General features: G+C 61.1%; 28 protein-coding genes, 1 tRNA gene and 1 pseudogene. 16 read left to right on the top strand and 14 right to left on the bottom strand.

Annotated features, from left to right (window positions below):
* Positions 1 to 3: 3 nt before the first annotated feature.
* The gene (locus GRI58_RS05540) at positions 4 to 624 is read right to left on the bottom strand and encodes an ankyrin repeat domain-containing protein (RefSeq protein ID WP_337190891.1); all 621 of its coding nucleotides are present in this window, start codon (positions 622 to 624) and stop codon (positions 4 to 6) included.
* Positions 625 to 708: 84 nt separating this feature from the next.
* On the opposite strand from GRI58_RS05540, the gene GRI58_RS05535 reads away from it, so the two are divergent.
* The 12 genes from GRI58_RS05535 (at position 709) to GRI58_RS05480 (ending at position 10202) form a co-directional block, all read left to right on the top strand.
* Positions 709 to 1326, top strand: coding sequence for an SCO family protein (locus tag GRI58_RS05535; RefSeq protein ID WP_160752574.1), 618 nt, complete (start codon positions 709 to 711; stop codon positions 1324 to 1326).
* Between the two features lie 7 nt (positions 1327 to 1333).
* Complete coding sequence (locus GRI58_RS05530; RefSeq protein WP_160752573.1) at positions 1334 to 1771, top strand: YcgN family cysteine cluster protein; 438 nt, start codon at positions 1334 to 1336, stop codon at positions 1769 to 1771.
* Between the two features lie 22 nt (positions 1772 to 1793).
* Positions 1794 to 2516, top strand: coding sequence for a M48 family metallopeptidase (locus GRI58_RS05525; RefSeq protein WP_160752572.1), 723 nt, complete (start codon positions 1794 to 1796; stop codon positions 2514 to 2516).
* Positions 2517 to 2807: 291 nt separating this feature from the next.
* Positions 2808 to 3014 carry a hypothetical protein gene (locus tag GRI58_RS05520; RefSeq protein WP_160752571.1) on the top strand — a complete coding sequence of 69 codons (207 nt, stop codon included), beginning with the start codon at positions 2808 to 2810 and terminating at the stop codon, positions 3012 to 3014.
* Positions 3015 to 3137: 123 nt separating this feature from the next.
* Positions 3138 to 3428, top strand: a complete 291-nt coding sequence (locus tag GRI58_RS05515; RefSeq protein ID WP_160752570.1) for an antitoxin Xre/MbcA/ParS toxin-binding domain-containing protein — start codon at positions 3138 to 3140, stop codon at positions 3426 to 3428.
* A gap of 122 nt (positions 3429 to 3550) precedes the next feature.
* Positions 3551 to 3847: a hypothetical protein gene (locus GRI58_RS05510; protein ID WP_160752569.1), complete on the top strand. Its 297-nt coding sequence runs from the start codon at positions 3551 to 3553 to the stop codon at positions 3845 to 3847.
* A 650-nt stretch (positions 3848 to 4497) separates the two neighbouring features.
* Positions 4498 to 5049, top strand: a complete 552-nt coding sequence (locus GRI58_RS05505; protein WP_160752568.1) for a DUF4402 domain-containing protein — start codon at positions 4498 to 4500, stop codon at positions 5047 to 5049.
* Positions 5050 to 5110: 61 nt separating this feature from the next.
* Positions 5111 to 5581 carry a hypothetical protein gene (locus GRI58_RS05500; RefSeq protein ID WP_160752567.1) on the top strand — a complete coding sequence of 157 codons (471 nt, stop codon included), beginning with the start codon at positions 5111 to 5113 and terminating at the stop codon, positions 5579 to 5581.
* On the top strand, positions 5562 to 6536 hold the full coding sequence (ribD, locus tag GRI58_RS05495; RefSeq protein ID WP_237452116.1) for a bifunctional diaminohydroxyphosphoribosylaminopyrimidine deaminase/5-amino-6-(5-phosphoribosylamino)uracil reductase RibD: 975 nt from the start codon (positions 5562 to 5564) through the stop codon (positions 6534 to 6536). The genes GRI58_RS05500 and ribD overlap by 20 nt, the downstream gene beginning before the upstream one ends.
* A gap of 9 nt (positions 6537 to 6545) precedes the next feature.
* Positions 6546 to 7163 carry a riboflavin synthase gene (locus GRI58_RS05490; protein ID WP_160752566.1) on the top strand — a complete coding sequence of 206 codons (618 nt, stop codon included), beginning with the start codon at positions 6546 to 6548 and terminating at the stop codon, positions 7161 to 7163.
* Between the two features lie 44 nt (positions 7164 to 7207).
* Entirely contained in the window at positions 7208 to 8869 is a 1662-nt protein-coding gene (locus GRI58_RS05485) for a M28 family metallopeptidase (protein WP_160752565.1), read from the top strand.
* 76 nt (positions 8870 to 8945) lie between these two features.
* Positions 8946 to 10202: an MFS transporter gene (locus tag GRI58_RS05480; protein WP_160752564.1), complete on the top strand. Its 1257-nt coding sequence runs from the start codon at positions 8946 to 8948 to the stop codon at positions 10200 to 10202.
* 281 nt (positions 10203 to 10483) lie between these two features.
* Here GRI58_RS05480 and GRI58_RS05475 read toward each other — a convergent pair whose 3' ends face one another.
* From GRI58_RS05475 to GRI58_RS05465, 3 genes are all read right to left on the bottom strand, one after another.
* Complete coding sequence (locus tag GRI58_RS05475) at positions 10484 to 11041, bottom strand: GNAT family N-acetyltransferase (protein ID WP_160752563.1); 558 nt, start codon at positions 11039 to 11041, stop codon at positions 10484 to 10486.
* A complete protein-coding gene (locus GRI58_RS05470; protein WP_160752562.1) occupies positions 11028 to 12206 on the bottom strand; it encodes an amino acid aminotransferase in 1179 nt (392 codons plus the stop codon). Before GRI58_RS05470 ends, GRI58_RS05475 begins: the two co-directional genes overlap by 14 nt.
* A 166-nt stretch (positions 12207 to 12372) precedes the next feature.
* Positions 12373 to 13182 (bottom strand): DUF1134 domain-containing protein, encoded by an 810-nt coding sequence (locus GRI58_RS05465; RefSeq protein WP_160752561.1) that lies wholly within the window; start codon positions 13180 to 13182, stop codon positions 12373 to 12375.
* A 216-nt stretch (positions 13183 to 13398) separates the two neighbouring features.
* Between GRI58_RS05465 and GRI58_RS05460 the strand changes: the two genes are divergently transcribed.
* A tRNA-Ser gene (locus GRI58_RS05460) sits at positions 13399 to 13489 on the top strand.
* Between the two features lie 134 nt (positions 13490 to 13623).
* Positions 13624 to 14010, top strand: a complete 387-nt coding sequence (locus tag GRI58_RS05455) for a hypothetical protein (protein ID WP_160752560.1) — start codon at positions 13624 to 13626, stop codon at positions 14008 to 14010.
* Here the strand turns inward: GRI58_RS05455 and GRI58_RS15920 are convergent.
* Both GRI58_RS15920 and GRI58_RS05450 read right to left on the bottom strand, forming a co-directional pair.
* Positions 14000 to 14179: an HGGxSTG domain-containing protein gene (locus GRI58_RS15920; protein ID WP_419957030.1), complete on the bottom strand. Its 180-nt coding sequence runs from the start codon at positions 14177 to 14179 to the stop codon at positions 14000 to 14002. The two genes, GRI58_RS05455 and GRI58_RS15920, sit on opposite strands and share 11 nt — an antisense overlap.
* Positions 14103 to 14456: a hypothetical protein gene (locus GRI58_RS05450; RefSeq protein ID WP_160752559.1), complete on the bottom strand. Its 354-nt coding sequence runs from the start codon at positions 14454 to 14456 to the stop codon at positions 14103 to 14105. Before GRI58_RS05450 ends, GRI58_RS15920 begins: the two co-directional genes overlap by 77 nt.
* A gap of 137 nt (positions 14457 to 14593) precedes the next feature.
* Between GRI58_RS05450 and GRI58_RS05445 the strand changes: the two genes are divergently transcribed.
* A complete protein-coding gene (locus GRI58_RS05445; RefSeq protein WP_160752558.1) occupies positions 14594 to 14806 on the top strand; it encodes a hypothetical protein in 213 nt (70 codons plus the stop codon).
* Positions 14807 to 14998: 192 nt separating this feature from the next.
* Here the strand turns inward: GRI58_RS05445 and GRI58_RS05440 are convergent.
* From GRI58_RS05440 to GRI58_RS05415, 6 genes and pseudogenes are all read right to left on the bottom strand, one after another.
* Positions 14999 to 15316, bottom strand: a pseudogene (locus GRI58_RS05440) (integrase core domain-containing protein); the annotation flags it as partial.
* 158 nt (positions 15317 to 15474) lie between these two features.
* Complete coding sequence (locus tag GRI58_RS05435) at positions 15475 to 16782, bottom strand: APC family permease (protein ID WP_160752557.1); 1308 nt, start codon at positions 16780 to 16782, stop codon at positions 15475 to 15477.
* On the bottom strand, positions 16779 to 18056 hold the full coding sequence (locus tag GRI58_RS05430) for an MFS transporter (RefSeq protein WP_160752556.1): 1278 nt from the start codon (positions 18054 to 18056) through the stop codon (positions 16779 to 16781). The genes GRI58_RS05435 and GRI58_RS05430 overlap by 4 nt, the downstream gene beginning before the upstream one ends.
* On the bottom strand, positions 18053 to 19417 hold the full coding sequence (locus tag GRI58_RS05425) for an MFS transporter (protein ID WP_160752555.1): 1365 nt from the start codon (positions 19415 to 19417) through the stop codon (positions 18053 to 18055). Before GRI58_RS05425 ends, GRI58_RS05430 begins: the two co-directional genes overlap by 4 nt.
* Before the next feature lie 62 nt (positions 19418 to 19479).
* Entirely contained in the window at positions 19480 to 20793 is a 1314-nt protein-coding gene (locus tag GRI58_RS05420; RefSeq protein WP_160752554.1) for an APC family permease, read from the bottom strand.
* A gap of 70 nt (positions 20794 to 20863) precedes the next feature.
* Complete coding sequence (locus GRI58_RS05415; protein ID WP_160752553.1) at positions 20864 to 21328, bottom strand: hypothetical protein; 465 nt, start codon at positions 21326 to 21328, stop codon at positions 20864 to 20866.
* Between the two features lie 207 nt (positions 21329 to 21535).
* Between GRI58_RS05415 and GRI58_RS05410 the strand changes: the two genes are divergently transcribed.
* Positions 21536 to 23179 carry a winged helix-turn-helix domain-containing protein gene (locus GRI58_RS05410; RefSeq protein WP_160752552.1) on the top strand — a complete coding sequence of 548 codons (1644 nt, stop codon included), beginning with the start codon at positions 21536 to 21538 and terminating at the stop codon, positions 23177 to 23179.
* An 85-nt stretch (positions 23180 to 23264) separates the two neighbouring features.
* Here the strand turns inward: GRI58_RS05410 and GRI58_RS05405 are convergent, their stop codons facing one another.
* The gene (locus GRI58_RS05405) at positions 23265 to 23489 is read right to left on the bottom strand and encodes a hypothetical protein (RefSeq protein WP_160752551.1); all 225 of its coding nucleotides are present in this window, start codon (positions 23487 to 23489) and stop codon (positions 23265 to 23267) included.
* 193 nt (positions 23490 to 23682) lie between these two features.
* Positions 23683 to 24546: an IS110 family RNA-guided transposase gene (locus GRI58_RS05400; RefSeq protein WP_160752550.1), complete on the bottom strand. Its 864-nt coding sequence runs from the start codon at positions 24544 to 24546 to the stop codon at positions 23683 to 23685.
* Between the last annotated feature and the right edge of the window lie 573 nt (positions 24547 to 25119).

Below are 25119 nucleotides of genomic sequence, written 5' to 3'. Positions count from 1 at the left end.
GCCTCAGGCACCGGGGCCATAGGAACCGGCGGCCTTGGCCTTTAGCTTGTCGGCCGCCTTGTCCATCTCGTCGAGCACGATTTCGCTGCCCGTGCCCATCAGCTTGGCATAGTCGCGCGCCGAGCGACCCGAATTGTCCGAGCGGTCGGGATCGGCCCCGGCGTCGAGCAAGGTGCGGATCATCGGCAAATCGTGCCGGTGGACGGCGAACATCAGCGGCGTCTCGCCGGTCGAATCGGTCTTGTCGACATCTGCGCCAGACTTGGTCAGGATCGCAACACCGTCCTGATAGCCCAGATTGGCGGCGAGTTGCAGCGGGGTCAGTCCGCGGTTGTCCGCAATGTTCGGATCGGCACCATGGCCGAGCAGGAACCGCAGCCACGTCGTATCGCGGCGTTGCACAACGATCAGCAGAGCCGTCTCGCCCGTGCTGATATCGCGTGCATTGATCAACGTGTTGCCCGGTTTGTCGAGCGCGGCGGTGACCTTGTCGCCGTCGCGATCCTTCACCCCCTTGAGAAAATCGTATCCCGGTGAGGTGCTCTGGGCGGATACCGGCGCAACAAAGAGCGCGCAGGCTAAAATCGCAGCCATTGCCAGACCGAAAGAACGCAAAGCTTTCACGCTGAAGTTTCCCTTGTTTATGCGCGGATGGGCCTGCGTCCGCTCTTGCTCTTGGCCGGTTAGCAGACCATGAACATTGACGCCATGCCTCGAACGAAAACTACGCTTGTCGCCTCCGTTCTCACTCTCGCACTCGCCGGGTGCAACGCGCCGAGCACGTCACCCCGCCAGCAAGCGCAGGACAGCGGCAGCGCGGATCTGCGCGGCAGTGCGATCGGAGGGCCGTTCACCCTGATCGACAAGCATGGCAAGACCGTTCGCTGGTCCGATTTCGCCGGGCATTATCGGGTGGTCTATTTCGGCTACACCTATTGCCCGGACGTATGCCCCACCGACATGCAGCGTACCGTCAAGGGAGAGAAGATTTTCGCCAAGGACCATCCGGAACTGGCAAAGAACCTGCGCACGATCTTCATCAGCGTCGACCCGGAACGCGACACCCCTGAAGTGGTGGGCGAATTCGCCGCGGCATTCTCGCCCGATGTGATCGGGCTGACCGGCTCCGAGGAACAGGTGAAGGCCGCCGAAGACGCGTTCAAGGTCTATGCCAGCAAGGGTGCCAAACAGCCGGGTGGAGGCTATCTCGTCGACCATTCGAGCATCACCTACCTGTTCGACAAGCAGGGCAAGCCGCTTGCTACCCTGCCGACCGACCAGGGGCCGCAGGCGGTCGCCGCCGCGTTGGCCAAATGGGTACAGTGAGGGGGCAGTGAGGGCGCGTTTCTGGGAGTTGCCGCTGGCCGCGCTGACCCGCGAAGAGTGGGAGGCTTTGTGCGATGGTTGCGGACGTTGCTGCCTGCACAAGTTCGAGGACGAGGATACCGGCGCGATCGCCGAGACCAATGTCGCCTGCCGCCTGCTCGATTGTTCGACCGCGCGGTGCAGGGATTACACGCACCGCAAGGCCTTCGTCCCCGATTGTTTGACGCTGACGCTGAAGCTGGTCGACGATATCGAGTGGCTGCCCCACACCTGCGCCTATCGCCTGCGTGCCAATGATGAGCCGCTGCCGGACTGGCACTATCTGATCAGCGGCGATCGCGAGGCCGTCGTGCGCGCGGGGGTTTCGGTGGCAGGGCGCGTCATCAGCGAGACGGTGGCGGGACCGCTCGAACATCACATCGTCGAATGGGAAGACGTCGAATGAATGCGTCGGGGCGCAGCGCGCGATGATCGAGTGGTTGCGGCAGGGCAGTGCGCCGCCCACGATCGCGCTCGACGGGCGCGAACTGCCGATCGAGCTCAATCGCCATCCCCGCGCCCGGCGGCTGACCCTGCGGCTGGCCCCCGACGGCACTGCTGTGCGGATCACCCTGCCGCGCTGGTGCCGCAGTGCCGATGCAATTGCCTTTGCCCATGCGCGGGCCAGCTGGCTCACCGCCCAGCTCGCCAAAGTCCCGCAGCAGGGCGATCCGCTGGGTCGGGGTAGCCTGTGCTATCGCGGGGGCGAACTGGCGCTCGACTGGAAGCCGACCGCCCCGCGCCGCCCGCGGCTCATGGGCGAAACGTTGTTCGCAGGCGGTCCGCGCGAGGGGCTGGAACGCCGATTGCGACGCTGGCTGGAGAGCGAGGCCGTGCGACTGATGGGGGCGGATCTCGCCGCCTGCTGCGCGCGCGCAGGGCTGGAAATGCCTGAATTGCGGCTGACCCGGGCGCAGCGCCGCTGGGGCAGTTGTTCGAGCAAGAGCATCGTGCGCCTGAACTGGCGGTTGGTGCAGGCCCCCGACGCCGTGCGGCTGTCGGTGGTGGCGCACGAAACCGCGCATCTCGTTCACTTCGACCACAGCCCGCGTTTCCATGCGCTGCTGGCAGAGATCTACGAAGGCGATCTGGATGCCGCCGAGGACTGGCTGCGCACCCACGGACGCACGCTTTTCGCCGATTTCGGGTAGGCGGCAGGTGGCCAGATTGCAGTGGGCATTATGGTGGCTGCTTTGCGCTGCGTTGATCCGGGCGCTACCTGTCGGCTGACGACAAGGTGTAAGAACTCGCCAGATGGTAGAGATCAACCCAGTGGCGGGCTCTTCAGCCAAACCCCATCGCACCGCATCGGCGAGCATGGTGCCGAGCTTGTATTCTGGTTTCGATACCCCATTTCATTAGTATCGAAGCGGCTTCCTTTTTCTGTGAGCGCCCTCGACTGAGAGACAGAGAGCTCCCGCTTACAGCAAGGGAGCTTTTTTATGTCCCAGCCCAAAGCCGATCCAGCCGAAGCAAAATCCTGGGAAAATGAAGGGGGAAGTCTGGCGCCGGGACAGGTTGCGGCTTCGCTTGGCGTGGTCCGCCACCTCACGGAAACCTATTCGGTGGGCGAATTTCAATACACCAATCTTACCGATGCCGTCGCCCAGGCTCGCCGGATGGCCAAGGCTGAAAAGGGGCTGCAGTGAGTAGCCGGCAGAACATCACCCCGAATTACCTCGCCTTCATCATCCCGCTCGCTGCGCTAGCGGTCTTAATTTACTGGATGATCGCTTGAGTGGATTTCACATACCGCGCCAAGGCACCCCCGTATGACCAGCGAAAGGGCCAACCCAGCGCCATCGCATTGGCGTAGACGGGCCAAGTTCGTCGCCATCCCGCAAGATCAAGCAGTCCGCCAAGGAAACATCACGCGTCTGGCGTTCATCGTGCTGGGGAAGGAAGCAGCCATTGCCTTCCTTAACACCGAATGCCCTGATCTGGGTGGTCGCCCCCTTGCGGTGGCGACAGCGAGCGAAGCCGGTGAAACGCAAGTGAGAGCGATGCTGGAAAAGCTGGTTGGAACCCGGGCTAACGCTGCCCTCACCGATGCCGGGACGTGAAATGCACCACGCGAACCAAGGTTGAGCGCACGTGAACTGGGCGAGGCGACTTAGGCAAGGGAACGACCGCTATCCAGTTAGCCAAAGCGGGCAAACAAGCACACCACGATAGGAGCGCCGAAATGGATCTCAATGAACTGCTTCATGCCCACCAGTTGGAGGTAATGAAGGCGAGCTCTACCGCAGACCAAGGTCACTTCAACAGGATTGCGACCTATGCCGCGCGGATCAAGGAGCTCAGAACCGTCGAGGCGGCGAAGCCCATCGCGCAAGATATGTCCGCACCACCCACGATCATCTATGGCAGCTACGCAGGTGGTGATCCGTCAAACGGAGATGCAACCACCCATTCGCGGAGTGCCGACGACGCCGCTCGCAACGAAAGCGAAAATCCGGACCGGGGTCATACCGACGATTAACTGCGCCGACGACAAGTCAGAGTTGGTGATCGGCCAAGTTGATTTTCAACATCCAACCTTTGGAGAAAGACAATGGCCAAGAGTCAGAGACGTTCAAACCGAGAAGTGCGCAAACCAAAGGCGGAAAAACCCAAGACCAATGCGTCACAACCTTCCCAGAAGCCCGGATCGGTGAAGGGTTTGGAGCACATCAAGAATAGCTGACAAATCGTCTGGCGACATCGTAGGCAACAAAGAGAATCCCTGGCATCGCCAAGCCGCCAAGATCTGCACAGCGAAGATAAAATTTTTTCCCGGTATCGCCGTTCTGTCCGAATGGAAATTTCACTGGACGGGTAGCTGCGGACGAAGGTCTTCTTCCCACAATATTGTGTTGAAAAACTCCATCGTCCGTTTTGGTCGGCAACAATAGAATTTGGATGCATCTCTCGACACAGCAATGATTCAATCAGCGAACTCACTCTGTATGAATGTTGCTAGAAGTTAGGCTCCAGCTTGGCGGGTCCGACTTTTTCAACAGAATACACAACATTCCAGACATTCACGCCACGAAGCACATTCACCGATAGCAGACGCTCAATTACACCGAAATCAGTCAATCCTGCCCAAGTCCTAACCGCTTCTTAACCTTGTTATCCGAAAACGCGGGCATGGCACGCGCCCTGGGATTTTCGGCTGCAATCGCCGCGCTGTGTATGCTCCCGCCTTCCACACTGGAGGCGCAAGGGCTGTGCCCGAAGTGCCACCTGCCACCGGGTTGCCGCGGGAAGGGCAACCAGAAGAAGTTCGACAAGCCGCAATGCCGACCGTTGTTGCTGACCATCGAACAGCCGATCGATTTCGGCAAGGTGATCGTGATCGGCAATGGCATCGGACAGGTCCGGCTCGATCCGGCGAGCGGCATGACCACTGTTACAGGCAATTTGCGCGACATGGGCGGCTGGTCTTTCCACGGCCGCGCGCTGGTCACCGGAGCGCCGGGACAGGCCTTCGTGGTCGACATGCCGCGCATGATCACCATGAGCAACGCCACCGGCGGCACGTCGCAGGTGGTGAACTTCACCACCGATCTTGGCAATGCCGTGCTCGATTCCAACGGGCGGCGCGAATTCAATTTCGCCGGGACGCTGTCGACGAACAGCTCGGTCGTGACGGGCGGAACCTTTCGCGGGCAGTTGCTGATTTCGGTCAGCTATCCCTGACAGAAGCTGGCCGAAAGCCGATGGACTGGCGCTAGACGCCATATGCCCCTATCTTATGCCCATGCGATTTCTGTCCCGACTCAATCCCACCACCGGGATTCAGGACTTCTGGTCCGAATTCAGGCGACCTAATCCGCATCGCTGGCCAATCCTTGGCGTGTCGCTGGCGGTGACCTTTGCGTTGTTCTACGGCTTTGTGGTCGAGAAGTGGCGCGTGCCGCCCGAACAGCCCAAGGTGATCTATATCACCACCTATGCGCCGCATCGCACCGACGCGCAGATCATGGCTTCCAACATCGCGAATCAGAAAGAGCAGGACAAGCTCCGCGCGATTCAGGCCAAGCGGCAGGCGGATATCGCGAATATGTATCGCGAACTCGGCCGCGCGACTTTCGTCGATGTCGATGCGATCGACAAGCAGATCGCGAAAGACAAGGCGGCGGAGGCCGCACGCAAGAAAGCGCTCGTCGAACGGCTAGAACAGCAGGACCGTAAGAGCGCGGATACAGGCGTTGCACCAACAACCCGCTGACGCGGACTGGCTGGCGGCGGCGGCGCGACTGGCGCTGCGCGGACGCCCGCAGAGCACGCCGAACCCTTCCGTTGGCGCAATCATCGTCAAGCATGGCCGCGTGATCGCGCGCGGCTGGACGCAGGCGGGCGGACGTCCCCATGCCGAAGCGATGGCGCTGGAGGCTGCCGGAGCTCGAGCGCAGGGCGCAACGCTCTATGTCACGCTGGAACCCTGCGCGCACTGTTCCGAAAGAGGACCGGCCTGCGCCGACCTGATTGCGGCATCGGGCCTTGCGCGCGTGGTGGTGGGTCTGGGCGATCCCGATCCACGCACTGCGGGCGAGGGTATGGCCCGCATTCGCCAGGCAGGGATCGCAGCCGAGGCGCTCGACCATACGCCCAGCCGCGCAAGTCTCGCAGGTTACCTCCTGCGCCGGACGCAGGATCGCCCGCATGTGACGCTTAAGCTCGCGACGTCGCTCGACGGGCAGATCGCGCTGGCCGATGGCACCAGCCGCTGGATCACCGGGGAGGCGGCACGCGCGCATGTCCATTCTCGCCGCGCGCTGGCCGATGCGATACTGGTAGGCGGTGGCACCTGGCGTGCCGATAATCCGCGTCTCGACGTGCGGCTGGCAGGGCTGGAGGATCGCAGCCCCGAGCGCTGGGTGCTGACGCGCGGATCACCACCAGAGGGCGCACGGGCGATTGCCTCGCCTGCCGGGACTACCGCCATCGACGGCGCGCTATATCTCTATGTCGAGGGCGGGGCGCAGACCGCCGCAGCCTTCCTCGCCGCCGATCTCGTCGACCGGCTCGAACTCTACCGCGCGCCCATCGTCATCGGAGCGGGACGCGCCGCCATCAGCGACATCGGCCTGACCGATCTCGCCGCCGCGCATGGCCGCTGGGCCTGTGTCGAAAGGCGGCAATTGGGCGAGGATATGTTTGAAGCTTACGCGCGGCGGCGCTAGCAAGCAGCCATGTTCACCGGAATCGTCACCGCCATCGGCACCGTCACCCGCGTCGAAGAACGCGGCGATCTCAGGCTCACCATTGCCTGTCCGTTCGACCCCGCGACCATTGCGATCGGTGCGTCGATCTCGTGCTCGGGCGTGTGCCTGACGGTGGTCGAGAAGGGCGGCGCCACGGGCGAAGCATGGTTTGCGGTCGACGTTTCCGCAGAAACCGTCAGCCGCACTGCGCAGGATCGCTGGCGCAAAGGCGCAAGGCTCAATCTTGAGCCTGCACTGCGGATCGGCGACGAACTCGGCGGGCACCTCGTCACCGGCCATGTCGATGCGGTGGGACGCGTGTCATCGCTCGCCAAAGAGGGCGGTTCGACCCGGCTCGAAATTCTCGCGGGCAAAGACGTTGCGCCTTTCGTGGCGGAAAAGGGCTCGGTGACGCTCGACGGCGTTTCGCTCACGGTCAATTCGGTGCATGACGAAGCGGGGGGCGATGTGCGCTTCGGGCTCAACATCATCCCACACACCGCCGATGTGACGACGCTCGGCACGCTTGAGCAGGGCGATGCCCTCAATATCGAGATCGACGTGCTGGCGCGCTACCTGAAACGTATGGAAGCCTTGCGCGGCTGACGCGCCCCTTGCCGATCATGCCCTTGGTGCCCTAGCGTGGTGGCATGAGAAAACTGCTCGTCGCATCCGCCTTCGCGTTCGCCGCCTGTGCCAGCGCGCCTTCCTTAGCCGACACGCCAGCTCACCACGCCACGGCCTCGCCGATTTCGGCGCAGCGTCTGTCGGACGATGTGAAGACGCTGGCCTCCGACTCGTTCGAGGGCCGTGCGCCCGGCACCAAGGGAGAGACGCGCACGGTGGCGTGGATCATCGCGCAGCTCAAGCAGATCGGGCTGCAACCGGGCGGGCCGGACGGGAAGTGGACGCAAGCTGTGCCGCTGGTCCACACCAAGCTGTCTGCCGGGCCGATGGAGGCCGACGTCAATGGCACTGCGATGCCGCTGGTGCAGGACAAGGACATTTACGTCAGCACGTTGCGCCCGGTCGATGCGGTCACCATCGCCAAGGCGCCGATGGTGTTCGTCGGCTATGGCGTGAACGCGCCCGAGCGCGGCTGGGACGATTTCAAGGGCGTCGACCTGAAAGGCAAGATCGCCGTCTTCCTCGTCAACGATCCCGATTTCGCGGCCAAGCCGGGTGAGCCAGCCGCGGGCAAGTTCGGTGGCAAGACCATGACCTATTACGGTCGCTGGACCTACAAGTTCGAAGAAGCCGCGCGGCGCGGCGCGATTGGCGCGCTGATCGTGCACCAGACGGCGGCGGCGGGCTATGGCTGGCCGACCATCGTTGCGCCGGGGGGCGAGAATTACGACATCGCCGATGCGCCGGGTCGCCTGATGGTGCAGGGCTGGTTCTCGGGCGATGCGGCGAGCAGGCTGTTCGCCGCCGCCGGGCTGGACCTTGCGAAAGAGGAAGTCGCCGCGCGCTCGCCTGATTTCCACCCCATCCCGCTCGATGCACAGTTCTCGGCGCAATTGCCGGTGACCCACAGCACGCTCGAAAGCCAGAACGTGCTGGCGAAAATCCCCGGTACCAAGCGACCCGACGAGATCGTGATGTATGGCGCGCATTGGGACGCCTACGGGATTGGCGCGCCCGATGCCGAGGGTAACACGATCCGTCGCGGTGCCAATGATGACGGGCTGGGCGTTGCCGGGATGCTGGAAATCGCACGCGCCTTCAAGCACGGCCCAGCGCCCCAGCGCAGTGTGGTGTTCGGCTTCTGGACGGCGGAGGAACGCGGGCTGCTGGGTTCGGAAACCTACGCCGTCCACCCGGTCTATCCGTTCGATAAAACGGTCGCCAATATCACCATGGACATCCTCCAGACCGGAGGGTTGTCGAGAGACGTGATGCTGGTGGGCAAGGGGCAGGACAGCCTGGAGGACGATCTCGCGCGCGCCGCGGCAACGCAGGGCCGGGTGGTGACGCAGGAAAGCCTGCCACAGAACGGGTTGTTTTACCGCGCCGACCACTTCTCGCTCGCCAAGCGCGGCGTGCCGACACTGCTGTTCATGGCGATTAGCGGCGCGCCTGACCTCGTTAACGGCGGGCGCGAAGCGGGTAAGAAATGGCTCGACGCCTATATGCAATGCTATCACCAGCCATGCGATGCGTGGAGCAAGGACATGAACTTCGCCGCCGCCGCGCAGGATGTGACGCTGGCCTATGACGTGGGCCGCGGCCTTGCGTTTTCGGATCGCTGGCCGACGTGGAGCAAGACGTCCGAATTCCGTGCGGTGCGGGAAAAGAGCCTGGAGAAATAGTCGCTGACGGGTATCCAATTCCCCGAAATTGCTCGGACGCATTTGATCGGAATTCTGCAAACCCTATAGGACCGCGATGAGACGTTTCGTCGCCGACCATCTTGCATTCGCGCAGAAAAACGCTCGCTGGATCGGCGGCGGGTTCCTGCTGACGCTGTCTTCGAGCTTCGGACAGACCTTCTTCATCGGTCTGTCGGGCAATGATATCCGTGCGACCTTCAACCTTTCGGGCGGAGAGTTCGGCGGGCTGTACATGCTTGCGACGCTGGCCAGCGCGCTGACACTGCCCTGGTTGGGGCGCACTCTGGACCTGATGGCGGGCTGGAAAGTGGTGCGCTTTACGATGCCCCTGCTGGCGGCTGCCTGCATCCTCATGGCGGTTGCCCCAGGCGTTATCCTGCTCGGCGTTTCTCTCTATATGCTGCGCCTGTTCGGCCAAGGGATGATGACCGAGATTGCCATCACCGAAACGGGGCGCTGGTTCGTGGCGAGCCGGGGAAAGGCGATGGCGTTGATTACGCCGGGGCTCATGCTCGGCAACGGTTTGTTTCCGGTGGTGTTCGTTCTGATCCACGGCGCATTCGGCTGGCACGACGCATGGCTGGCAAGCGCTGCACTGGTCCTGCTGATCGGCTGGCCCGCGGTCATGGCGCTACTGCGCGTCGAACGCGTGCCCCATGCGTCCGAAGCGGGTCACAAGAGCGCCCGGGTCGCGCGAGACTGGACGCGAAGCCAGGTGGTGCGTGATCCGGTGCTGTATCTCTTGCTCGCGGGCACGCTAGCGCCGCCATTCATCGGGACGGTGATCTTCTTCCATCAGGGGTATCTGATTTCGTTGCGCCATTACGATCCGCTGGCTTTCGCTGGCGCGTTTCCAGTGATGGCGGTGACAACGGTCGTATTCGGCTTCGTCTGCGGGCATTTGGTCGACCGGTTCGGCGCGCTGAAATTGCTGCCCTTTTTCCTCGCGCCGCTGACACTGGCTTCGCTCGCGGTCGGATTGGTGACGCCGGTGTGGGGCGTTTACCTTTTCATGCTACTGCTCGGCGTCAGCAACGGCTTCACCCAGAATTTGATGGGCGCACTTTGGCCAGAGGTTTACGGGCTCGCCAACCTCGGCGGCATCCGCGCGATCACCGTGTCGGCGATGGTGCTTTCGACCGCATTGGGGCCGGGGATTACCGGCTCGCTGATCGATTGGGGCGTGCCTTTGCCCACGCAGATGCTGTGGATGGCGGGTTGGTGCGTGGTTGCATCGCTCGCGCTCGGCTTTGCAGCGAATAAGGTGCGGGTGCGTGAGGCAGACCGGCGCGATTTGAGCCAGCATATCTGACATCCTGACCGTTTTGGCAAAAGTCCGTGGCCGGTCAGCGTTTCTCCGCAACCGCTGTCCTACATTCTGTTCCTCTGCCAGTCTGGCGCCCGCTCTTTGACGTGGTCGGTCGTTTCCTTCTGCAATGGGTTGTCTCTTGCGTCACGCCACCATTGCCGCACGATGTGCACGAAAGTCACATCGCCCTTCTCTAAAGATGGGCTATATATGTATTATAAAGGCATAAATATCGGAAGGTCACAGGGTTCATAACCCGCCACAGCGTCCCACGATTTGTGGACTTATGCGTTTGCCAGCGGACCTATTGTGAAATCCTCGCGGGTGATCTCGTAGACCAGATGGACCACCGCCTGCGCGCGATGCGCAACGGTTGCGGTGCGATCCGTCAGCCGTCCACCGATCTTCTCCATCGCGCGGCGCGAACGGACATTGCGATCCCACACGAGAAATTCGACTTGCGCGACATAGGTGAAGGCGTGGCGCAGCATCAGCCGCTTGATCGTGCGATTGACTGGGCCGCCCCACATGCGTCGGGCGAGGAAGGTCGAGCCGATCTCGATCGCGCCGCCGCTCTCTGTTCGCAAATTGGAATAGGTTGAACTGGCAATCAGGCCCTCGCCCTCAAAGTGCGCCACCAGCGTTCCGCCATCCGCCAGCTTGCCGCCTATCCATTCCTCGAAATGTGCGCGCTCGCTGCGTTCGGGCATGGGGTGCTGGTCCCACACCAGCGGGTCGCCCGCGATGGCATAGAGCGGTTCGATGTCGTCCGCCGTCAGCGGGCGCAGGCTGAGCGGCCCCTCGGCAAGGAGCGGCTGGCGATCGAAATCAGCCAGTGACATCCGCCAAGGCGGCGATGAATTTCGGCGTGTTCGCCTCGGTCAGCCCAGCGACGTTGATCCTGCCCGACCCGGCCATATAGACCCCGTGGTCGCGCCGCAGCGCCTCGATCTGTTCGCGGTTCAGGGGCAGCATCGCGAACAGGCCATGCTGATGGGCGAGCGCGGAAAGGCCAAGGCCTGGCGCCTTGTTGTCGGCTGCCGCCAGCCGCTCGCGCACACGGCGCACGCGCGCGCGCATGTCGGCCAGCTCGTCTTCCCAGACCCTTGTCAGCCCCTCGTCGCGTAGCACGGTGCGCACCGCTGCGCCCCCGTGATCGGGTGGCATCGACCAGTTGGCGCGCGCCAGAGCGTTTGCGTTGGAGACTATCGTGTCGAGCTGCCCACGATCCGAGGCCATCATATAGAACGCGCCCACACGGTCGCGATAGAGGCCGAAGTTCTTGTCGCAGCTATAGGCCACCAGCGCCTCGGGCACCTTGGCCAGCACATTGCGCAGGCCCGCCGCATCTTCCTCCAGCCCGACGCCGAGACCCTGATAGGCGATGTCGATGATCGGCAGGACCGGGCTGTCGCTCAATGCCTCGGCGATCGCGTCCCATTGTTCGGGGGTGTAGTCGATCCCGGTCGGGTTGTGGCAGCAGGCGTGGAGCAGGACAGCATCGTCTTCGCGCCCGTTGCGGATCGCGTTGAGCACGCCATCGAGATTGGCGGTCCCGTCCTCCAGCGCGTGCGGAAAGCCGGCGAACTCCAGCCCGACGTCGTCGAGGATCTGCTTGTGGTTGGGCCAGCTCGGCGTGCCCATGAAGACGCGAGTGACGCCTGCGCGCGCCGCCAACGCTGCGGCGAGCCGGACCGCGCCGGTGCCGCCGGGCGTCTGCATACCCTGAATGCGCCCGCCCATGGTGGCATCGTCCCCGAACACATAGGGCATCAGCGCGTTGACGAAGCCCATGTCGCCTTCCGGGCCGAGATAGGCCTTGCTGTCCTGGCTATCGACCATCGCCTGCTCGGCCTGCTTGATCGCGGCAAACACCGGGGTAGCGCCGTCGGCGGTGCGATAGACGCCGACGCCGAGGTCGATCTTGTCGTCGCGCTCGTCGGCGGCGTGGAGCTTGATCAGCGCGAGCAGCGCGTCGGCGGGCTGGGCTTGGAGTTTGTCGAGCATTGTGCCGCCCCCATGCCGCGAGAAAGGAAGGGCCGCAACCAGAATTGCTTGGGGGGAATTCCCGTTGCGGCCCCCGGCAGCCCGAGGTTCTTTATGTTATCGACCCGAAGGGCTGGCCTGTCCCTTGTTCATGTGCCGGTTTCCGGCGCTTGTGCGTGCTTGACGATCAGAATGGCAACCATTTCTGCTTCTTTGAAAACTTCATGTATCCTGCATTGACTCCCAGCCGCAAGCCCGCGCCGACGCGGATGGGAATGAGCACGATATCGCCGCGCCGCAGATAGCTCGCGGTCAATCCGCCCACGACATAGGCCTGGCCCTCCGCGGCGGGGAAGCGGTGGAACAGATCGTTGGTATCGTAGAGATTGTAGACCAGGATGAAGGTGCTCCCGGCATTGGCCCCAACATCGAAGCCGACCGACGGGCCGGTCCAGTACACCGGCATCTTGCCTTCGATCTTGTGGTACAGCGTGCCCGAGCCATAGCGCAGCCCGACGACGAAGGCGCCACCTGCCTCGCGACCGACGATATAGCCGTTCGGTTCGCCCTGCTTCTTGAGCAGGCCGCGGATCATGTCGGCGACGCCCTTGGCGCCCTTGCCGAACACGCCCTCGGCAGCGCCGATAAGGTCGTCCTCACGGTATGTCGCCGAGGTGTCGCCCGTGGGTGCGGGCGGCGGGCCGTCCGCGGCCGTTGCCGGGGTGGTCGCTGCAGTCTGGTCGGCGGCAGGCGCGGATGTCGTCGTGTCCGGAGCCGGTTGATACGTCGGCTCTTGTGTGGCGGCAGGCTGCTGCGCCTGCGGTTGAACCGGCGGAAGCTGTTCGGAAGGCTTGGCCAGGTCGCCATCGATCGGCGCGTTATAGGTGTCGTTGGGATCGACCGACTGGACCTGCGCGGCCAGTGGCGCTGCGATCAGGCCGCATGCGGAAACGACAGCAATGGCGAGGCGGCGAAAATGAGCGGCCGCTTGATACATATCCGGTGCCCCTCCCTCGGGCTTCCAGTGATGGTCGGGTGTGGGCCGTGCGATGCGCGTCGGGCAATGAGCGCGCGATGAACCGAATCCGAAATGCGGTGAGACGAATCGGTTTGCGGCGGCGAATGGAAGATGATTGAAAGCGAATGGTGTTGCCCCTTGAAGGCCTGCCAAACGCCGTCTATAGCGCGCGCCTTCGCGAACATGCCGCGATCCGGAGACGTGGGTGAGTGGCTGAAACCAGTTCCCTGCTAAGGAACCGTACTCTATCAGGGTACCGAGGGTTCGAATCCCTCCGTCTCCGCCACCTTTCCTTGATTTAATTGATATTTTTTCAAGATCGGGGGAGGGTTCCCATAACCGCTCCCCAATAACGTGCCTCCTTGGAGTCCGAATCGCGACGGCGCTCTCGCTGGTCGAGATTCCATGTTAGGCGAGGGTATGACGATTTTCGCTATCACCTTCGCACTGATCGCCGGACTGACTGGCTACTTGTATTTTAAGGAACGGCGCGAGCGTCGCATCGTGCGCCATCTAGCGATCCACTATTTGGACTGGTGCGCTCGAAAGATTGAGGAGGTGGCAGGTATGGCTACCGCTCAGATTAATGCGCTCGCGATGGAGTTGGCCAAAGCGCGGGGACAAAATCTGACGCTAAAGCAGGCGATGGACGAGGTGAGTTTTTCGACCCTAGACGCCGTTCGGGAAAGGCGGTCCGAAAAGGAAAAGTTCCAAAGTCGGCTAGAAAGAAACGGTATAGAGCCGCTCGGCGTCGCCGATCTGGGTGATTTGATTTGGAATCCCGGGAGCACGAGTCTTAAGCCTTGAGTGCCACCATTCGCGCAATCTCTCTTAGGTATCGAGTCGCCGCCAAGGCTTCAGCCGAGCGGCCCCCATGCTTCCATGCGTTTCGGTTGCCCTTAGGCGCGCCGAGATTTGTCCCGCCGTGCATCCGGCACCGCTTCTGCCCCCTCACCGCTGGAGATTGGCACGCCATCCCCTTGCGGGTTCGGGCTAGGCAGCGAGGCGCTCGCGCCATTGCAATCGGTTGCATGGGATTGTTTGTCTGCTTTTCCATTTGAACCCCTCCCACCGTGCTGGTGTATCTCGTCGGCAATGACCGCTTGCCCGCCGTCATTCACATGAACGTGCTTCACGATTTGCTCGCGCGGCTGGTGCAGCTTGGCCAGCGCTTCCAAAGTCGCCCGGCAGTTGGATTGGGATTTGAGCGCCAGCCGGGCATAGCGTTCGCTGGCTTCGGGATAGTCGGCCATGTTGAGGGCATACCGCCGGGCAGGATCCTGGTAATGGTTTCGCACTCGCGATGACGGCGGGATCGCTGGCCGCGTTGGGGGACGTTCAACGAACACGCCAATAGATCGAGCGAGCGCTGCTGATCGATCCCGACAACTTGCGGCTGCGCTACAACCTTGCCTGTGCGCTAACTGCTTATCTGCATGACAACGCCGGAGCAGTGGAGTTGCTCAATCCCTATTTCGACGGCTGCAGCGCGGAAGAGTGGAATCACTGCAAGACCGACCCCGACATGGACGCATTGCGTGATGATCCGCGCTTTTGTGAAATGCTTTCAGCTGCATCTGAGAGACTGGGCATCGCCAATTAGATACGCGATTCCAATAAATATTGGCCGTTGGCAGCCGGATCGACCCACGAGATAACCTGCTGCAAAATACCCCATCGGACCATCGTGCTTGCAGCGTTTTCAATACGACGCCTGATTGTCATGTGCCTTCAGAGGCCGCTATCCAGTCCGTCTATACAAACTCCGATCCGAACGACAGATCGCTCTCAAGATGGCGGGTATCACATTGTCGAGGCTCTCGCGGTATCGCTGATGGTTGTGGTTATCGACGAAGACCTCGATCTGGTTCTCGAGATCGCCGGGCAGGAAGTAGTTTTCCAGCAGGACACGGTTCTTCAGGGTCTGATGCCAGCGTTCGATCTTGCCCTGGGTTTGCGGATGCAAGGGCGCACAGCGCATATGGGTCATTTTTCTTGCCTCGATGTATTCCGCCATTTCGTCAGCGATGTAGCTGGGGCCATTCTCGCTGAGCAAGCAAAGTCTGTGCAGCATATTGGCGTGATCGCAGCCTGAGGCTGCCAGCGCCATGTCGAACGCACTGGATGCGAAACGCCGACTGCCGACCCCGCGAAAATCAGCCCGAGTTCTGCGGCTTGCTGCCAAGCGCGGCGCTTCATCCCCTTTTCCTATTGGAATAGCGATGCTTGGCTGATGCACTGGCAATTGCCGTAATATCGAACTTCAACCGTCTATTCACGGTGCTCCAAAATCGGGGTTGGTTGCGTAATGCGTCCACGACGAGCGATCAGTCCGAGAATGATGCCGACGATCATCAGCGCCACGATCAAAAGATAGGCCTTCAACGGCGCTTGCAGTGCGGCATAGACTGAAAATGCGACCGTCACTGCAGCGACAGCAATCCAGAACGGCAGCAGTCCCCCGGTGCCTTCCTTGCGTTCGTGAAAACATAACACGACAAAGCCTGCGATCGTGCAGTAGCCGACAAAAAGTGAGCCGAGTGATGTAACCTCGGCGAGAAACGCAAAGGTCCCGCTCAATGAGATCACGGCTACAACCAGCATGAACAGCATGATAGCAGCGTCTGGAGTAAGGTGGCGTTCCGACACATGCGCAAGCCATTCGGGCAAGAGGCCGCGCTCTGCCATGCCATATATAACCCTTGGGCCATTGACGAAGAACGCCAGGGAATTCGTGGCGATCGAAAATATCGCTGCGAGCGTAAGCGCGACGGCGCCGGCAGGCCCCAACACGTTATTCGCGGCCGCAGCCAATGGAGTGCCATTGCCGCTAGAGGGGGCACCGGCGGCAATGTAGGCCCATTGCACAATCATGTAGAATAACACGATGGTCGCCAGCGACAGCAGCATTGATATTGGCAAAGTCCTTTGAGGGTTTCGCACCTCGCCGGCGGAAAAGGCGGCGTTGTTCACTCCCGAGTAGGCAAAGAAGACAAGTAGCGCGACGGAATCGAACGTGCCCAAGTCGGGTGGCTTGAAGCTGACGGATATGCCTCCCTTGGCGAATGCGGCGATGCACAGGATGACAATAGGTGTCACCTTGAGCACAGTGCCTACCACCAGCCCCTTGATTGCGCGGCGCATCCCCGACAGCGAGAGACCGCCCAGCGCCAACAGCAGCGCTAACACGGCTACCGGTCGCGCAACCGGTCCATCGAGTGCCGGGAAGAACACAGCAAGATAGGACACCAGTACATGCAGCGTCGCGGCCCGTCCGGCTGCCATGGCGATCACCAGCAGCCACCCGACCTGGAAGCCAAGCGTCGGTCCAAATGCCGCCTGAACATAAAGCTGTGGTCCGCCGGACGACCTGAACATCGTGGCCAATCGTGCCGAAATCAGCGTGCCGCAGGCAAAGAACGCGCCGAAGATCAGGAACATCCATGGAGCGAAAGCGCCCATCTTGTCATTCAGCAGCGCCGGCACGGCAAAAATGCCCGCGCCGATCATTCCGTTGACGCTCATCAGGCTGGCGCCAAAGGTTCCGACCACCCTTGGCGGTTTCGCTTTCTCACTCATGCGGTTAGCCCTCTCAAAGGGCGCGGCGCATTGCGGATGAGCATGACAATTCCAACAAGGCCGACAGCCGCCGCTAGCGTCATGTACCAGGCAGGTGAAATGGGGTTGCCCGTCCACGCTAACAGACGGTTGATGATGGGCTGAGCGCTACCGCCGAAAATCGCGATCGCGAGTGCGTAGGCGCCGCCTACCAAAGTTGCACGCGCAGTACGGGGCAAGGCTCCGATGAACACAACCAGCATCGGTATGAAGGTCAATTCGAGCACGATGCCAAGAAATGCGGTGATCGCCAGCAGCGCGCCCGGTGTCCTCAAATCCGTCAGGATCATGAACGAAGGGATAATAAACACCAGCAGGACCGCCCACGGCAGCACCAGCCACCAAGCCGGTATGCCGCGATCCATCAGTCTGGCGGCGACAAGATCGGTTGCCGCTGCAACGAGGCCCAGAACGAGTATCGAGTGGAAGGCGTTTTCTGCAGGCAGATTGAGGACGGTCTGGGCATAGGTGCCGAGATACTCGATCGAAAGAAACGCAACGTTTCCCGCGGCCAGGGTCAGGAAACCGCCGATGACAAGGCTGCGCGATCTCCTCGGCAGCAAGCTTGCCTCTGGCGCGTCGGGCATGGTCGGCTCCACCAATGTGCGGCGGATCCAGGCCGCGACAGGAACGATCGCCGCGCCGATCAGGAATGCAATCCTCCAGCCATAGGCATCGAGTTCCGCGGGCATCAGCCAGGCTGAGAGTATAGCCCCGACCGCGCCCGATGCCACCACCGCCAGGTTCTGCGTCACGCCCAGCATGGCAACATACAGTGCACGTCGACCACGAGGTGCGGCTTCATAGAGGAACGCCGCATTGGGCCCGACCTCGCCGCCCAGCGCAAAGCCTTGCAGCAGACGGAACGTAACCGCGAGTACCGGCGCGGCCATGCCGATGGTTGCATAAGCCGGAGTCAGCGCCAGCCCGACAATCGACACCCCCATTAGCGAGAACGACATTAGCATTGCAGGCACCCGCCCGCGCCGGTCGGCAATCCGGCCAAACGCGATCCCGCCCAGCGGTCGGGTCAGGAAACCCGCTCCAAACGTCAACAGGGCATAGAGAAGACCGTTGCCGCCATTGTCCGGAAACAGCGTGCGCCCGATCTGCGTGGCGAAGAAGGCGAAGGTTACGAAGTCATAGAAATCGAGCCCGTTGCCCATGCAAACTGCCGCGAGCTGCTTGCGATTGATCCGCGGCGGGGCGGATGGCCAGGCATCGGCAGCCGTCATGCCGGATCGGGCTGCTGCCCAAGGTCTGGCGCAGCAGCATCGGCGCGCTCGATTGGCAGCGGTTGCGCTCGCCGTGACACCCTCGTGTTGCGCATCAACAGCGTGAAGAGACTCGCCGTGACGAGCGTGGAAATCGCCAGGCCCCACAAGGCGGGCGTGAAGCTGCCAGGCGCGTCCTTCGCCAGCCCCCAGCCATACGGCCCGGCAAATGCGCCGATCTGCGAGACCATGCCGATCGTCGCTCCCCCAAGTGCCAGTCGGCCGGGATGGAGCAGGTCCGGCCACATTGCTGCAAACAAAAGCGCTTGCGACCATCCGCAACACGACAGCAACAACCATGCTGCAACTGTAATGTGGGTTGAGAGATGCATCGCGACAAGCACAATACCGGCTGATGAACCGAGCGCGCAGGCGATAGCGGGCGCGAAGCGACTTCCGCTTTGATCCGAGATTCTCCCGGCAACCACCATTGCCAAGATCGCCAGCACACCGCTTACACTGACAACGAAGCCGATCTCATAAGCGTTCAATTTCGTAGTCGCTTGCAGAACCAGGGGAAAATTGACCGAGAGCGTTATGCCGGTTCCAACCAGCAATGCGCCGATCAGGGCAAGCTGAATGACAACCGGATCACGCATCGTCGCAATGATACCTTGACGGGCGGGCGGGACGATCGCGGCTGACTCTCGTTCGAGAATCGATTGCAAACCGGCTCTTTCTTCGGTTGTCAGCCATTCGGCGTATGCCGGTTCGTCCGGCAGGAAGCGCCATATGAAGAGGCCGATGAATACTGCTGGCAAGCCCTGCAACATCAACAGCCATTGCCAACCATGTAGGTCGTGGATGCCATCCATCGACAGCATTGCACCTGAAACGCTGCCAAGCACTACCGAAGCGAGGGGGCCGAAAAGATAGAAATAGCTGATCGTTCGGCCTCTGGCCGATTTCGGAAACCAGAATGCCAGATAGTATATGACCACGGGGAAATAGCCTGCCTCGGCCACGCCAAGCAGGAAGCGGACGGTGTAGAATTGCAACGGCGTCTGAACGAACATCGTCGCCGTGGCGCAAAACCCCCACGTGATCATGATGCGCGCGAGCCAGCGCCTCGCGCCGAAGCGCGACATCAACATGGATGACGGGATTTCAAACAATGCGAACGACAGGAAGAAAATTCCAGCGCCGAAGCCGAAAACTGTCGCGCTGAAGCCGAGATCGCTGTTCATCTCAAGAGCTGCAAAGCCGATATTCACCCGGTCCATGAAGGAAAACAGGTAGCCAAGGCCAATCAGCGGAAGGATACGCCGGGATGCCTTGGCAATGGCGCTCTGGACATGGGCCTGCTTGAGGTCGTCTCGCATCTCGAAAGTCCGAGGCGAGCTGGATTGGTGGTCTGACATGCCTGGTGTCCGAGCGGTGCCGCTCATGGTGCCACCGCTTTCGCACCGATATCTGCTTGCTTGAGCGCGAGCTCGCGGTCGGTGCCGATCAGGAAATGGAGCGGAACGGCGACAAGCATTAGCAACATGCCGAGGCCGCCGGCCTCGATTCCCGTGCCGTAAAGCAGCCAGGCGCAGAACCCGAGGCCGACCAGCGAAAAGCCGCGCCTTATGCCATTCGCCAATCCGGCAAGGCATATGCCGGCATAGAACCAGAGAGACGAAGCGGTGGTCAGCCGCAGCATGAAATCGAACACACGTGCACCGAAGCCGGTGACCCCGAGCAGGATCAAGGCGATCGCCAGCGTGCTCGCCAGGATCAGTGCTGCAGCCGGCACTTGACGCGCAGTCGTCCGGGCCATCCAGCCTGGCAACTGGCCGTCGCGTACCATTCCCAGAGGAACTTCGGCGCTCCCCAGAATGGTTCCGTTGAGGCACCCCACGGCTGAAATCCCGGCGAATAGCGCCATCATCACCCCGGCTTTCGATCCGAGAAAGCGCGACGCGAAATCCGCCAGCGGAGAGTCGCTGGCCGACAGCTCGGCGAGCGGTGTAAGCAGCATGATTCCCGTGCTGATGACAATATAGACGCCCAACACGATGATAAGGCCGACGAGCGTGGCGCGCACGACGTTGCGCTGCGGATCACGTACCCGCTCGGCAATGATCCCCGCCGAATCAAAGCCGATGAGCGCAAAGAAGGCGATCGCTAGCGCAGGAGTGAGTTTGCCCACTTCGAATGTCGGGATGTCCGATATGACAAATGAGGCCGGTGACGTTACGGCGACGAAAACAATGATGGCTATAACTGCAGCAAGCGGCAGGATTTTGAGCCCGGTTGTCATGACTTGAACGCGACCGGCCCAATGCACTCCATACAATTGCACGGCGGTAAGGATGGCAATAATCGCCGAGCCGCCAAGAGCGCTGGCCCAGTTGCTCGAGACCGGAGCAGGCAGCGCGCGCAGTAGGTAACCGGCACCAACCAGCGCAACCACGGCGGCGCTGCACCAGATAGAAACCCAGTAGGACCATGCGATCAGCCGTCCAGGCAGCAGGCCAAGACTGTCTCCGCAAATTGTCAGAATGCTCGGTTTCTCGGGCTGTGCCGAGGTCAGGCCGACAAGGACCATGGCGACAGCGACGACGCCAATACCTCCAACGAACCAGCTTACCGTTCCCGTCCAGCCCGAGGTCGCGAGCGTTGCCGGCAAGACAAAGATGCCCGAACCGATCATCGAGCCGACGACCATGCAGATCGTGGTCCAGAACCCAAAAGGCCTTGCGAGTTCGCCCATGAATTGGCAACCGTGCGGACAGCGGCGGCCAAAGTGAACTATGGCCGCCGCTGCCGATGCGGGTTTTACCTCAATGCACGATCACTTCGCGCAGCACATAGGTGCCCTTGATCTGGCGGATCTTGTTGTAGAGTTTTCGTACCGTCTCGTCGCCCTGATCGATATTGGCTTTGCCGTAAGCGTCGAGGAACTTCATGTAGTTGGCTTTGCTGCCGGCCCAATCGTCGACCGATGGATAGACGATCTCCAACACAAGGTCGAAGGTGCCGGCCGTTGGCGCGGCATTCCAGTAGATGTGGTAATCCTTGATGATGCCGAGTTTCTTGGCCACTTCATTGCTTGCGATCCAGGTCGACTTGAGACCTTCCAGATAGGTTTCAAACTGCCCGTCATCGACTTGCACAGTGGTCATTTCGACAACCTGCGGACTGGGTTCGTAGTCCTTGTAGAGTTCCATTTCGGCCGATGCCGGCGCACAAAATGCTGCCATCGATACTGCTGCCGCCGCAGATATAACCAGTTGCTTCCATCTCATCGCGATGCTCCCTTCATCCCTGTTCATCGCGGCCCCGCCCAACGGTCTGCCGCAACACCAGTTGTGTCAGTAGCGGTGGGAGAAATCCTGATGGAAAGATGATGGCGGCGGGTTTGTGAGGTGCTGCATTGATTATTCGCAATATTCAGGCAAAATAGCGAATAAACAAATTCATCTGTTTCGGGGGATGCAGATGCAGTTGTCGAGATGACTTTTCCACCGGCCGACAGGGCTTACGGGATCGAAGATGCTCAGCGCGTTTTGCCGGTTTCTCCGGTCCGTTTTCGCGTGGGAGCCTTCATCGCCGATGCGGCAAGCAATCGACTGGACTATGCCGGCGTTAGCCACCCGGTCGAGCCGCTGGTCATGGATGTGCTGTGCTTCCTTGCCCAACGGCCGGGCGAGACGATTTCGCGCGACGAGCTGATCGAGCACGTCTGGTTCTTCAACCCCTATGCCGATGAGAGCCTGACCCGCGCGGTCTCCCTGCTTCGACGGATATTCCGGCATGATCCAGACGCAAAGGAATATATCGCCACTGTATGGAAGCGGGGCTACACGCTGATCGCCCGAGTGGCTTCGGCAGAGCCTGGGCAACATCCCGCGTGGGTTCGTCAGAAGATACCCGCGCGCGAGAATGAATTCGCGGTGGCCGTGCTCCCCTTTCGCCGCCAGTCGGCTGAAGAAGACGATGCCTTTCTTGCCGATGGTCTGACGCGCGATCTGACCATGCTGCTATCGCGCGTGCCGCGTCTGCGTGTGGCGGCCTACAGCTCGGCCCAGACTGCGCGCGAGGGAAGGGATCGCGTACCGGCCATTTCGGATCAGCTGGGCGTGCGCTATCTCGTTTCGGGTTCACTGGCCCGTCAGGGTGACAATTTCCAGTTACGTGTCGCGCTGATGGACGGGGTCGACGATGCACAGCTGTGGGCGCAGCGGATCGATGCGCGGCTGGACCAGTTCTACTCGGTTCAGGACAAGATCGTGCTCGATGTCTCGACCTCGCTGTCATCGGCACTGCATTTGTCGCATTCGGTCGCGCTTCGGGGGCGCAGGCCGTTCCAGCTCAATGCCTATGAGCTCGTCCAGCGAGCCGAGGCCTTGCGGCTCGATTACAATAGCCAGACCGCGCATCAGATCGTCACCTTGCTGGAGCAGGCGCTGGAGTTCGATCCGGAAGATGGCGCAGTCCATGCAGCGCTGGCGGTTCAGCACACACAGAACGTCACCAGCAAATTCTGCAACGCGCCGTTGGAGACATTCTCGCTTGCCAAGCGGCATATCGATGTCGGGCTTACTCTTTCCCCTCATGATCCCGACGTTCTTGCGGCCGCAGGAATAACCGCAACGATGATGGGAAATGCGCGACTTGCCGTGCGCCACCTGCGCGCGGCTCTCGACCTCGATCCCAACAATGCGCATACGCTGGCCGTGCTGGGTTGGCAGCAATGCTGGCTGACCGGCGAGGTCGAGGGTTTGCGGATGATCGAGACTGCGGAGGAACGCGCGCCGCATCACCCCAGATTTTCGGTCTGGGCGCACTATCGAGGCCATTGCCACATTAGGCTTGGCCAGGTGGAGCAAGCGATTGACGCCTACCGCGACGGCGAGGCGCGCAATCCTGGTTATAGTCTCAATCTAGTGACCTTGGCCGCGGCTCTGGCCGTGGCCGGCAAAGCCAAGGAGGCCCAAGCAACGCTCATCCGCTTGCGCGAGATCGCGCCCGATTACACTTTGGAGGACTATAACGGCCTGGCTCATCGCATGGCGTACTGGTTTAGCGAGCAACTTCCGCGCAACATCGTCGCTTCGGCTTTGGCCAAAGTGTGGAACAATTTGCCCGCAAATTGACCTAGCCTCAATTGGTTCGTCGACCCATGCGTTGCGAAGAACTGACGATATCGACTTCTCACGAACAGGAAGATGCCAGATTGGCTTACAGAATCTCCATAGACCAAATCGCATAGGCGCCATCGACCAGCGCAAATGCCTTCCCGTTGGACCAAAGCCAACGGCAGCTTTCAGGAAAAATGGCGACCGTTTGAATGGCTGATATGAGGGCGCGACCCAAATCCGATGAGCCAAAGCTTGAAACGTCCGCTATCCCAATCGCGCTCCCAAAAGCAGACTTTCCGGACTGTTGTCTAATTGATTTTCTCATGGGCCTTCCTTCTCCCGGTGCCAATGGTTGTCTTCGAGGTCATCGGACGGCGTTTGGTAGCGTTATGTCCGAGCCTTCATGATCGCGGCCGGGCGAAAAGGGGTGGGCGTCTCTGTGTCCAACTCGAGGTTTTAGCCTCTACGGTCCGGGCGAGATCGCCCTGGCATGGCTGACCGGGAAGAAGGCGCTGGCATCATATCCAGCGAAACTCCGTCTCATTCAGCCATAGCGAATGAAGCAACACTGCCAGCTTGCGGGCGACCGCGATCCTGGCGCGTTTGTTGCTTTTGGATTCGGCGATCCGCATGCCCCATGGCTGGATTGCAAATGGGCGCTGCACGCGGCACAACATGATGTTGGCCGCCTCGTAGAGCGATCGCCGTAGCATCGGATCGCCCGCCTTTGAAATATTGCCGCGGACGTCGCGTTCGCCTGACTGGCTACGTCGCGGGACCAGCCCGGCATAGGCCCCGACATCTTCGCTTCGGGCAAAGCGATGTGGATCCTCGATGCTTGCGGTGAATGTAAGTGCGGTGATCGAGCCGACGCCGGGAACGCTCATGAGCCGGGTGCAAACAGCATCTTCAGCCGCCCGGGTTTCGAGCAGCTGATTGGATACACGCAGTTGGTCTTCGATGACCTCGATTGATGCCACGAGGGGATCAAAAAGTGGCTCGAGATCCGGCCGTTGCTGGTACAACGCAATGAGCCGCTCGCGGCGCTTCCCTGGAGTCCGGGCGGCTCCGAGGCGCAAGCCGAACAACTTCAGCAGCCCCCGCAGCTGATTGCCCATCGCGACCCGCGTTGTGATCAGTTGCGCGCGGATGCGCAGCGCCGCCCGATCGATGTGCGTCGCGGATGCCTTCATATGCACGCGCTTGAACCAGCCCGTGCGAGCGAGCTGAGAAAGTCCTTCGGCATCGTGCACGTCGCTCTTGTCAACCCGGGCCGCCAACACACCCTTGGCGTGACGCGCGCAGATGCACTCGACCGCGATGCCTCGCTCAACCAGGCCATGATACAGGAACGTCGACAGCGGGCCGGTCTCCAGCACCACGCGGGCCAGCCCCGAGGCACTTGCCGAGCCAATTGGCAAGTCCCTCGGGATCGCTCGCTACAACATCCCTCCTCACAACCGCGCCGTCAGCATCGACCACGCAAAGGTGGGTGGTCTTGTCACTCATATCCAAACCAGCAAATATCGTCATCGGTCACCCTCCTGCATTGAAGCGCCAAGGCGACTTCGTACCATCCAGGAGGGTGGCTAAATCAATTACGCGGTGTCCAAAAGCTGCTTGTCAGGACACGACAACTTGCTGCCATTCCCGCCAATTGCACGCCAATCGCCTCCCAGTAGATCGTGATGAACCGCGGATAGCTTGGTAGCCATTCGCCTAAGCTGCGTCGATGGGTAACGAATGGGATCGGCGTTGGATACAGCTAGAGAATTTCAGTATCCCCTTGCTGGCGCGGATGGCGGTTTTAGTCCACTCGTGATGTCACGTGAATCGACCAAGGTAATTTGCGCGTGTTTTTTGTCGGAGAATATAAGTATCAGGACAAATTGCCGCCCAGATTGCGAATTGCAAATGGCAACCATATTCACGTCAAATGACGGTGATTGAGAAAG

Source organism: Qipengyuania algicida (assembly GCF_009828025.1).
GTDB classification, from domain to species: Bacteria; Pseudomonadota; Alphaproteobacteria; order Sphingomonadales; family Sphingomonadaceae; genus Qipengyuania; species Qipengyuania algicida.
Note: the sequence above shows the minus strand (reverse complement) of the source record. Positions and strands in the feature narration are given on the sequence as shown.